This is a genomic window from Mycobacterium sp. 1165196.3, assembly GCF_001673415.1.
GTDB classification, from domain to species: domain Bacteria; phylum Actinomycetota; class Actinomycetes; order Mycobacteriales; family Mycobacteriaceae; genus Mycobacterium; species Mycobacterium europaeum_A.
The window spans coordinates 21,024-30,981 of sequence record NZ_LZLU01000260.1; the positions used below are offsets into that span (position 1 = coordinate 21,024).

Sequence of the window (9,958 nt, forward strand, 5' to 3'; positions counted from 1 at the left end):
GGCGTGAAGATCCTGATGGTGTCGTGGGAATACCCGCCGGTGGTGATCGGCGGGCTAGGCCGGCACGTGCATCACCTGTCGACCGCGCTGGCCGCCGCGGGTCACGACGTCGTCGTGCTGTCCCGGCGGCCCACCGGAACCGATCCCCGCAGCCATCCCTCGTCGGATCACATCAGCGAGGGCGTCCGGGTGATCGCGGCCGCCCAGGATCCGCACGAATTCAGCTTCGGCACCGACATGATGGCCTGGACACTGGCCATGGGCCACGCCATGATCCGCACCGGGCTACCGCTGACCACACCGGGCACCAACCGCGCCTGGCGGCCCGACGTCGTGCACGCCCACGACTGGCTGGTGGCCCACCCGGCGATCGCGCTCGCCCAATTCTACGATGCGCCAATGGTTTCCACGATTCACGCCACCGAAGCCGGCCGGCACTCCGGCTGGGTCAGCGGTGCGATCAGCCGTCAGGTGCACGCGGTCGAGTCGTGGCTGGTGCGCGAATCCGACTCGCTGATCACGTGTTCGGCGTCGATGGCCGACGAGATCACCGAACTCTTCGGCCCCGGTCTGGCCGAGATCACGGTGATCTGCAACGGCATCGAGACGGCGCGGTGGCCCTTCGCGGAACGCCGGCCACGCACCGGGCCGGCCGAACTGCTGTACCTGGGCCGGCTGGAATACGAGAAGGGTGTGCACGACGCCATCGCCGCGCTGCCGCGGATCAGGCGCAGTCACCCCGGCACCACCCTGACCATCGCCGGCGAGGGCACGCAGCAGGCCTGGCTCGTCGAGCAGGCCCGCAAACACCGGGTGCTCAAGGCAATCCGGTTCGTCGGGCACCTCGAACACGCCGAGCTGCTGGCCGTCCTGCATCGCGCCGATGTCGCGGTGCTGCCCAGTCACTACGAGCCGTTCGGGATCGTGGCCCTCGAGGCGGCCGCGGCCGGCACTCCCCTGGTGACGTCCGACATCGGCGGGCTGGGCGAGGCGGTGATCAACGGCCAGACCGGTGTCTCGTGCCCGCCGCGCGACGTGGCCCGGCTGGCCGCGGCGGTGCGCACCGTGCTCGACGACCCGCAGGCCGCGCAGCAGCGCGCCCGCGCCGCCCGCGAACGACTCACCTCCGATTTCGACTGGCGCACGGTGGCCGACAAGACGGCGCAGGTCTATCTGTCGGCCAAGCGGGGGGTGCGCGAGCCGCACGCGCGGCTGCCCATCGTCGAACACGCGTTGCCGAACCGCTGACGGCTACCGTCGAGGAATGGGGCTGGACTATTCGAGCGTCGTCGACGCTTCGATCACCGACGTATTCGACTGGCATTCCAGGCCGGGGGCGTTCGCCCGGCTCTCGCCGCCGTGGCAGCCGATGCGCCTGGTCACCGAGGCGGCCTCGCTCGCGGACGGACGCGCCACCCTGGCGCTGCCTGGCGGCCTGCGCTGGGTCGCCGTGCATCAGCCGGACGGCTACGACCCGCCGCGACGATTCGTCGACACCATCGGCGGCGACGGTCTGGCGACCCTGCCGGCGCGAATTGCCATGCGCTGGCGTCACATTCATGAATTCGAGGACCTCGGCGGCAATCGCACCAGGGTGATCGACCGGGTCGAGACGCCGGTGCCGGGGTCGCTGCTGCGGCCCATGTTCGACTACCGGCACCGGCAGCTCGCCGACGACTTGGCCGCGCACCGGTTGGCCGCCGAGAACGGGTTGCGGCCGACGACGATCGCGATCACCGGATCGTCGGGTCTGGTCGGTTCGGCGTTGACCGCCTTCCTGCGCACCGGCGGGCATCGGGTGGTCCGGCTGGTCCGGCGTGCCGCCCGCGGCGACGACGAGCGGCAATGGAATCCCGACGATCCCGACCCGCGGCTGTTCGAAGGTATCGACGTGGTGATCCATCTGGCGGGAGCCTCGATCGCCGGCCGGTTCACCGAGCAACATCGCAAAGCCATCCGGGACAGCAGGATTGAGCCGACCAGGAGGCTGGCCGAGCTGCTGGGTCGCGGCGAGCCCCGGCCGGGCGCCCTGATCTCGGCGTCGGCGATCGGCTACTACGGGTACGACCGCGGCGACGAAACCCTCACCGAGGACAGCGATCGCGGCGACGGGTTTCTGGCGGATGTGGTGTCCGACTGGGAGCAGGCGACCGCCCCCGCGCAACAGGCCGGGGTGCGGGTGGTGCAGGTGCGCACCGGCATCGTGCAATCGCCCGCCGGCGGCACGCTGAAGCTGATGCGCCCGCTGTTCGGAGCCGGGCTGGGTGGCCGGCTGGGCGACGGTCGCCAATGGCTGTCCTGGATCGGCATCGACGACCTGGTGGGCGTCTATCACCGCGCGCTCTGGGACGCCACGCTGTCGGGATCGGTGAATGCCGTTGCGCCACAACCGGTCCGCAACCGCGAGTACACCGCTACGCTGGCGTCGGTGTTGCACCGGCCGGCGGTGCTGCCGGTGCCGTCGCTGGGTCCGCGGCTACTGCTAGGCGAGCAGGGCGCCCGGGAACTGGCGACCGCGAGCCAGCGGGTGGCGCCGGCCAAGCTCGCCGCCGCCGGGCATCGCTTCCGCGATCCCGACCTCGACGGGGCGCTGCGTCACCTGTTGGGCCGCACCGGTTGACGACGCTCGTCACGGCACCCGCCGGACGGTGAGCGGCCCGGCGGATACATCGCGGGTGACCGCCTGGACGAACGACCGCGGATTCAATACGGGGCTGCGCGTGCCCGATTCGTTGCGGAAGCCGTCGATGACGTCGGCCAGGAGTTCGGCCGATCCCCATCGGGGGGACCAATCCAGCACCGTGCGGGCCCGCCGGGTGTCGATGAGAGGCACGGAGAACATCATGTCCAGCCACCCGCGGTCGATGGGTTGCAACCTCGTTCGCCACGACACGTCAGCCAGTACGCCCAGCACCGGCGCGGGAACGTGAATGGGCCAGGCGCGCAACGCCCGTGCGAGGTCGTCGCGGCGCACCGGCGGTTCGGCGGCAAGGTTGAACGGGCCCAGCGCGCACCGCTGCACCGCCCGCACACACGCGTCCGCGACGTCGTCCGCATGCACCATCGGAATGGTCAGGTTGCGGTCGAGCGGCAGCACGCGTAGCCACCGCACCCACCGTGGATCGACGTAGGCCGGCAGAATGTAGCGCCGCAGTCCCATCGCGGCGTCGCGTTGGCCGATGAACCCGGGCCGCATCCGGGTGATGCCGACGCCGTCGGGATTGCGGCGCTCATAGTCGTCGAGCATGCGTTCCACCGCCGATTTCGCGCGGCTGTAGGCGGACGACCTGATGCCCGCGGTCGACCACGATTCGTCGACCTTTTCCCCGTACCGTCCCGGCGCGTAGGTGCCCACCGACGACATGTGCACCAACTGCGGCACTTTGGCGTCGTGGGCGGCGCTCAGCACGGCGGAGCTCCCGTTGATGGCGACCGCGTCCAGATAGCGCGTGTTGCGGGTGGGCTGAAAACCCCACGCCAGGTGGATCACGCACTGCGCGCCGCGAAAGACGTCGAGCAACTCAGATTGCACGCCGGGTTCGGCGAGGTCGAGCTCATGCCATTGGACGGATGCATACACCCCGTCGGGCGGCGGTCGTCGACGGGTGACGCCGACGATGTCATAGTCGGCGCCGTCTTCGGCGAGCCGGCGCAGCAAGGCGGTGCCGACGTTGCCACTGGCCCCGGTGATCACGATCCGCTCGGACACCGGCTACCTCCTTCCAACGGGCGGCTACCCTTCGGCGTCTCTGCCGTCACGGCTGTGCTGATAGGCGCGGGCGCGCAGATCGGCCAGCCACCTGGGGTGCAGGCTCAGGCCGGGTGCGGTGTTCAGGACGGGGTCGAACGACACGTCGTGGTCGCGCTCGGGATCGATCGCGGTGGTCAGGGTCATCCGGGCCAAGGGCGTGAAATCGCCTCTGCCGCAGGCCTGGTCGAGCGCCACCTCGATGTTGCTGCGCTCGAGCTTGGCCCGGACGCTGTCCAGCGAGAGCCCGCCGCCGATCTCGCTCGAGGTCCTGGCCCGCAGCCACCAGTTGTTGTCCTGATAGTGCAGCGGCATCAGCGTGGTCAGCGTTTGACCGTTCCACGACGTGGCCGGGCGCAGCGCCACCGCGCGCGACAGTACGCCCGACCCCGAGGAGACCAGCAGGATGTCCCACGGCTTGTCCGACGGCTGCGCCGCGGGCACCCGGAAGGCCAGCCCGATGAAGTCGGGCAGCGCCCCTGGCGTACCGGTCGCCTTCGACACGCGCGCAACGATCTCCGACGACGCGATCGGCAGGCCCTGGCCCGCCGGGGCGACGCGCTCGATGAAGCCCTGCGCCAGCACGCCGATCGGGTGGAAGAAGCGCTTACCCCGGATCGCGGAGCCCCACTGGAACGGCAACGCCGCGAGTTCGAAAACGTTCACCGGCGGCGGATTCCCATTCTGCGGCCGGGGAAACACGGGCGATCAGGTGGGCGTCAGCGCGGCCCCGTCCCGGTGGGCGGCGCCGGGCCGGCCTATCGGCGGTACCCGGGTGGCCCGCACATAGACGGTGTCGCCCTCGCGCAGGGCCAGCGCCTCGGCATCCCCGCGGGTGATCTGCGCGGTGAACGGATCCCCGGTGACCGCGCTGGTCAACTCCACGCGAACCTCGAAGCCCAGTGCGACCACCCGGTCGACGGTGGCGGCCACCACCCCGACGGACGCGGCGGTTCCATCGCCGCCGGCGACCGCCAATTCGGGATTGCGGCCCACCCGAATATCGTGCGGGCGCACCAGGGCGCCGTTGAGGTCCGACACCGCACCGAGGAACGACATCACGAAGGGATTCTCCGGCGAGTCGTACACCTCGGTCGGCGAGCCCACCTGTTCGATGCGCCCCCGGTTGAGGACGGCGATGCGGTCGGCGACGTCGAGCGCCTCGGTCTGGTCGTGGGTGACCAGCACCGTGGTCACGTGCACCTCGTCGTGCAGGCGCCGCAACCACGCCCGCAGATCCTCGCGCACCTTGGCGTCCAGCGCGCCGAACGGCTCGTCGAGCAGCAGCACCTGCGGGTCGACCGCCAGCGCCCGCGCCAGCGCCATGCGCTGGCGCTGACCGCCGGACAGCTGGTTGGGATAGCGGCGGTGAAAGCCGCTGAGCCCCACCACTTCCAGTAGGTGATCGACCTTTTCGGTGATCTCGGCCTTGGGCCGCTTGCGGATCTTGAGCCCGTAGGCCACGTTGTCGCGCACGGTCAGGTGCTTGAACGCGGCGTAGTGCTGAAACACGAACCCGATGCCGCGGCGCTGCGGCGGCACCCGGGTCACGTCGCGGCCGTCGATCGTGACGGTTCCGGCGTCGGGCTGGTCGAGCCCGGCGATGGTGCGCAGCAGGGTCGACTTACCCGAGCCGCTCGGTCCGAGCAAGGCGGTCAGCGACCCGGTCGGCACCACGAAGTTGACGTGGTCCAGCGCGACGAAGTCGCCGTAGCGCTTGTAGGCGTCGCGCACCGTGATCGCATACGAGCTCGGGTCGAGGGAGTTCTCGGACATGTGGGTCCCTTCGGTCTCAGGCCAGGGCCTTGGCGCGTGCCCGGCGCACGAGCAGTATTGTCTTGGCGATAGGAACGCAACGGCAACGCCCATCAGCAAGGTGGACAACGCGTAGGCGCCGTATTCCGCCCCGCGGTTGTAGCGATCGTTGACCAGCAGGGTGAGCGTTTGTGATTCACCGGCCAGGTTGGAGGACACCATGATGACCGCACCGAATTCGCCCAGGGTGCGGGCGGTGGTCAACACGATGCCGTAGGTCAGACCCCAGCGGATCGACGGCAGCGTGATCCGCCAAAAGGTCTGCCACGCCGTCGAACCCAGCGTGGCCGCCGCCTGTTCCTGTTCGGTGCCCAGCTCGACCAGTACGGGTTGGACCTCGCGCACCACGAACGGCAGGGTGACGAAGATGCTCGCCAGCACAATGCCGGGGATGCCGAAGATGATCCTTAACCCGAGGTTGTTCTCGACGAAGCCCAGCGCGCCGGCCGATCCCCACAGCACGATCAGCGCGACGCCCACGATGATGGGCGAGACCGCGAATGGCAGGTCCACGATCGCCTGCAGGACGCCCTTACCGCGGAATCGGTTGCGCGCCAGAAGCAATGACGTGAAAATGCCGAATATCACGTTGAGCGGCAATACGATGGCCACCACCAGCAGCGACAGATCCAGCGCCGATATCGCCGCCGGAGTGGTGATCCAATCGAAGAACTGGCCCACGCCAGGCCGGAAAGTCCGCCACAGGATCACCGACACCGGCGCGATCAGCATCACCGTGATGTAGGCGGCCACCGCGTAGCGGATGAGGTAGCGCACCCACAGCGACGACGTCATGCGGCCTTCTCCTCACGTTTGGCCGCGCGCCCCCCGACGATCCGCAGGAGAACCAGCACGCTGAATGAAATAACCAGCAGCACAATGGAAATCGCCGCCGCGCCGGTGCGGTCATCGTTTTCGATCAGGGCGCGAATCCACTGTGACGACACCTCGGTGCTGCCCGGAACCGCGCCACCGATCGTCACCACCGAGCCGAATTCACCGATGCACCGCGAGAACGCCAGGCCCGCGCCGGTCAGCAACGCCGGCGTCAGCGACGGCAGCACGATGGAGGTGAAGACCTTTAGGCCGCCGGCGCCCAGCGATGCCGCCGCCTCCTCGACGTCCCGGTCGATTTCGAGCAGCACCGGCTGCACCGCGCGCACCACCAGCGGCAGGGTGACGAACGCCAGTGCCATCGCCACCCCCGGCGGCGTGTGCTGCAGGTGGATGCCGACCGGGCTGTTCTTGCCGTACAGGGCCAGCATCACCAGGCTGGTGACGATGGTCGGCAGCGCAAACGGCAGGTCGATCACCGCGTCGATCAGCCCCTTGCCGACGAAGTTGTCACGTACCAGCACCCATGCGGTCAGCAGGCCGAAGACGACGTTGAACACCGTCACCGCAACGGAAATGGTGAGCGTCACCCGGAACGACTCCACCGCGGCGTGGGAGGTGACCGCCAGCCAAAAGGCCTGCCACCCGCCCCCACCCGCCTGCCAGGCAATGGCGGCCAGCGGCAGCAACACGATCACCGAAAGCCACAGCATCGTCACGCCGACCCGCAGCGGCGTGCCGCCGGCCCGGCCGGTCACGGGTATCGGCGGCGGAGCCTGCCCCAGCGCGCTGCCCGGCTGGGCGAGTTCGGGCCGGATCGCCTCCGGATAGGCGGTTTCGGCGGAAAACGATCGAGTCATCCGGTGGCCTGCTTGTAGATCGTGGTGATGCTGCCGGTGTTCTTGTCGAACAGCTGCGAGTCGGCCGCGGTCCAGCCACCGAGGTCATCGATCGTCCACAGCTTCACCGGGACGGGATAGTCGTTGCGAAACCTTGCCGCCACGGCCGGATCGACCGGCCGGAAACCGGCCTGCGCCCAGAGCTTCTGCGCCGCGGCGGTGTATTGAAAGTTCTTGAACGCCGTGGCCGCGTCCAGATGCGGGCTGGTGCTCACCACCGCGAGGGGGTTCTCGATCTTGAAAGTCTGTGCGGGAATGACGTGTTCGACGGACTTGCCTTGCCGCTCGGCCGCGATGGCCTCGTTCTCGTAGCTGATCAGCACGTCACCGCTGCCCTCGATGAAGACGTCGGTGGCTATCCGTCCCGAGCCGGGCCGCAGTTTCACGTGCTCGTGTACCAGCCTGTCGATGAACTCCGTACCCGCCCGGCTGTCGGCACCGCCGCCGCTCTTCGCCGCGTACGGGGCGAGCAGATTCCATTTGGCCGAGCCCGAACTGAGCGGGTTGGGCGTGACGACCTCGACGCCCGGGCGCAGTAGGTCGTCCCAGTCCTTGATGTTCTTGGGATTGCCCTTGCGCACCACCAGGGTGACCAGCGACCCGAACGGAATCCCCTTGGTCGCGTCCTTGTCCCAGTCGGCAGAAACCTTGCCCGCGTTGACCAATCGGGTGATGTCCGGTTCGACGGAGAAGTTCACGATGTCGGCGGGCTTGCCCTCGACGACGCCGCGCGACTGGTCGGCCGAGGCGGCATAGGAGGTGATCACCTGGACACCCTTGCCCTCCGCCGAGGCGTTGAACGCCGGAATCACCTTGCTCCATCCCGGCTCCGGGACCGAATAGGCGACCAGGGTGATCTTGCTATTGGCTTTCGTCAGTCCGCCGCCCCCGACGGCGTCGCTGGCCCCACCACCACACGCGGCGACCACCCCGGCCGCCAGGGCCAACGCGGCGCCCTGACGCCAGCCGGGTGAGCCGGCGGGGAGATCGAACATGGGTGGCCTTCCGGTGCGGGACTTCGCTTCGTCGGATCCCGTTGCTGCGGAGCGGCGCCAGGGCATCGAAAGGATGCACCACCCCCGTAGCAGCTACACGGGCTCAAGGGTCAGGGGCGACAACAGTGCACGGCCCGGGAGCAAACACCTGATGTCACGTGCATGGCGCGAAGCGTAACAGCGCGGGGGCGCCGCCGCGCGGCGGCCGCCCAAGTCGCCAGGGACGCCACCAGCGCTATGCGAGGGGCGGTTTCGGGCGGGCGAGGACCGCGGTAGCAGCGCGCGATCCCGGTGCCGGTCAGGTGCGCAGGCCCGCTGAGCCGTCCGGGGGGCCGCACCACTAGCAACGTAGCGCAGGCACCCGGGCGGATGGGGCGTGCTCGCGAGCGATTGCCAGGCGGCGGGCGCCCGGACCGTGCGGGCGCGACGGCGCTCAAGCCGGACGCCAGGCGGCAGGCATACGCGTGGCCGCCGGCGTAAAAGTCATGGTGAGGCAAACCGCGTTGCGGCGCGGCTAGATCGTTCGTAGAACGGGCAGTTGTTGCTGTTGTTGTTGCGGACTGTAGGTGTGGCTGTCGATGTAGACCTGCGCCATGACCGCCTGCCACGACTCGATCTGGGGCGAGGACTTCCAGGTGCCCTCGACCAGTCCGACGATCACGGCGTTGTTGTCGTTGGTCAGCGTGTAGACCGGACCGCCGAAGTCCCGGTTGTCGAATCCCATGTCGGTGACGGCGGGAAGTCGATGGTGACCGACCGTGACCGCAAGCCGATCGGTTCGGTGATACTCGGACGTCGCCAGATCGAGGCCGACGCAGGCGCGGACGCGAGGTGGCGCCCCGTCGGCAGCACATCGCTGGCCGTCACATTTGGGGCGATCGCGATGACTTCGTATTCCACGGGCAGCATCGAGGTGTCCGCGCCTGCGTCGGCCTCGATCTGGCGACGTCCGAGTATCACCGAACCGATCGGCTTGCGGTCACGGTCGGTCACCATCGACTTCCCGCCGTCGCACTGGCCACTGGTCACGGCGACCCGCAGCCGCGGCTCGACCAGACCCACCATGCAGACCGTGTCGCCCTGGCGGATCGCCATACCGGGGAACACCGTGGCGCCCGGGTCGGCGGCCACCTGACCCGGCGCGGCGCAGAGCATCGTCGTGAACGCGGAGGTGATCACTAGCCGGTACCACCGGCGGCCAAGCTTTTCCATTGGGGCGCATCACCCCTCACGTCCATCGGGGGGACTGTCGCATTAGCTACTTGACGCGCGTATACCCGCCGCCCATGCGGTCAAACCACCCGCGGAACGGGCCGGGAAGCGAACGGCTGCCGGTGCCGAAAAGGCCACGAAACGAATGCTTCACCCGGGCCTTTCGCGACATCGACCTCCGGGCGCTCGCCTCGGCGGTAGGCTGCCGAACAGGTTGAGTTCACAGCTGCGTCTCTAGCGCGAGCGCTGCGGCAAAGCGCTGTCACTCCCTTCTCACCACTCCGATAGGCGCTTTCATGGCTGCTATTCGCGCCGCAAATTCGGCGGACCCACATGACCCCGCACAGTGCCGGTACACGGCTCACTTCGACAGGGCACACCTGTTCGTCTACGCACCCAGCCTCGGCACGGTCGCTGCTGTTCCTCAACGACGAGCTCCGCAAGGCGCGCGTCTA

General features: G+C 68.8%; 9 protein-coding genes and 1 pseudogene. 2 read left to right on the forward strand and 8 right to left on the reverse strand.

Features of this window, described 5'->3' with window-relative positions; translation table 11 throughout:
* The first annotated feature begins 3 nt into the window (after window positions 1-3).
* The gene (locus A5659_RS24930) at window positions 4-1,248 is read left to right on the forward strand and encodes a glycosyltransferase family 4 protein (protein WP_067184984.1); all 1,245 of its coding nucleotides are present in this window, start codon (window positions 4-6) and stop codon (window positions 1,246-1,248) included.
* A 16-nt stretch (window positions 1,249-1,264) separates the two neighbouring features.
* Window positions 1,265-2,620, forward strand: a complete 1,356-nt coding sequence (locus A5659_RS24935; RefSeq protein WP_067184987.1) for a TIGR01777 family oxidoreductase — start codon at window positions 1,265-1,267, stop codon at window positions 2,618-2,620.
* A gap of 9 nt (window positions 2,621-2,629) precedes the next feature.
* Here A5659_RS24935 and A5659_RS24940 read toward each other — a convergent pair whose 3' ends face one another.
* The 8 genes and pseudogenes from A5659_RS24940 to A5659_RS24965 all read right to left on the reverse strand — a co-directional run bounded on the left by A5659_RS24940 (window position 2,630) and on the right by A5659_RS24965 (window position 9,470).
* On the reverse strand, window positions 2,630-3,709 hold the full coding sequence (locus A5659_RS24940; RefSeq protein ID WP_067137684.1) for an NAD-dependent epimerase/dehydratase family protein: 1,080 nt from the start codon (window positions 3,707-3,709) through the stop codon (window positions 2,630-2,632).
* Window positions 3,710-3,733: 24 nt separating this feature from the next.
* Entirely contained in the window at window positions 3,734-4,414 is a 681-nt protein-coding gene (locus tag A5659_RS24945) for a phosphodiesterase (RefSeq protein WP_067137685.1), read from the reverse strand.
* Between the two features lie 42 nt (window positions 4,415-4,456).
* Entirely contained in the window at window positions 4,457-5,524 is a 1,068-nt protein-coding gene (locus tag A5659_RS28305) for a sulfate/molybdate ABC transporter ATP-binding protein (protein WP_067184997.1), read from the reverse strand.
* A gap of 16 nt (window positions 5,525-5,540) precedes the next feature.
* Window positions 5,541-6,358 (reverse strand): annotated as a pseudogene (cysW, locus tag A5659_RS28310) (sulfate ABC transporter permease subunit CysW).
* Window positions 6,355-7,257 carry a sulfate ABC transporter permease subunit CysT gene (gene cysT, locus A5659_RS24955; RefSeq protein WP_067184990.1) on the reverse strand — a complete coding sequence of 301 codons (903 nt, stop codon included), beginning with the start codon at window positions 7,255-7,257 and terminating at the stop codon, window positions 6,355-6,357. Before cysT ends, cysW begins: the two are co-directional and overlap by 4 nt.
* Window positions 7,254-8,291 carry a sulfate ABC transporter substrate-binding protein gene (locus A5659_RS24960; RefSeq protein WP_067184994.1) on the reverse strand — a complete coding sequence of 346 codons (1,038 nt, stop codon included), beginning with the start codon at window positions 8,289-8,291 and terminating at the stop codon, window positions 7,254-7,256. The genes cysT and A5659_RS24960 overlap by 4 nt, the downstream gene beginning before the upstream one ends.
* A 514-nt stretch (window positions 8,292-8,805) precedes the next feature.
* Window positions 8,806-9,015 (reverse strand): hypothetical protein, encoded by a 210-nt coding sequence (locus tag A5659_RS27975; RefSeq protein ID WP_156749363.1) that lies wholly within the window; start codon window positions 9,013-9,015, stop codon window positions 8,806-8,808.
* The gene (locus A5659_RS24965) at window positions 8,970-9,470 is read right to left on the reverse strand and encodes a hypothetical protein (RefSeq protein ID WP_156749365.1); all 501 of its coding nucleotides are present in this window, start codon (window positions 9,468-9,470) and stop codon (window positions 8,970-8,972) included. Before A5659_RS24965 ends, A5659_RS27975 begins: the two co-directional genes overlap by 46 nt.
* Between the last annotated feature and the right edge of the window lie 488 nt (window positions 9,471-9,958).

Bases quoted from the DNA above. Each gene is read 5' to 3' on its own strand.
- A5659_RS24935 (WP_067184987.1), top strand. From the start codon at position 1,265: ATGGGGCTGGACTATTCGAGCGTCGTCGACGCTTCGATCACCGACGTA.
- A5659_RS28305 (WP_067184997.1), bottom strand. From the start codon at position 5,524: ATGTCCGAGAACTCCCTCGACCCGAGCTCGTATGCGATCACGGTGCGC.
- cysT (WP_067184990.1), bottom strand. From the start codon at position 7,257: ATGACTCGATCGTTTTCCGCCGAAACCGCCTATCCGGAGGCGATCCGG.
- A5659_RS24960 (WP_067184994.1), bottom strand. From the start codon at position 8,291: ATGTTCGATCTCCCCGCCGGCTCACCCGGCTGGCGTCAGGGCGCCGCG.
- A5659_RS27975 (WP_156749363.1), bottom strand. From the start codon at position 9,015: ATGGGATTCGACAACCGGGACTTCGGCGGTCCGGTCTACACGCTGACC.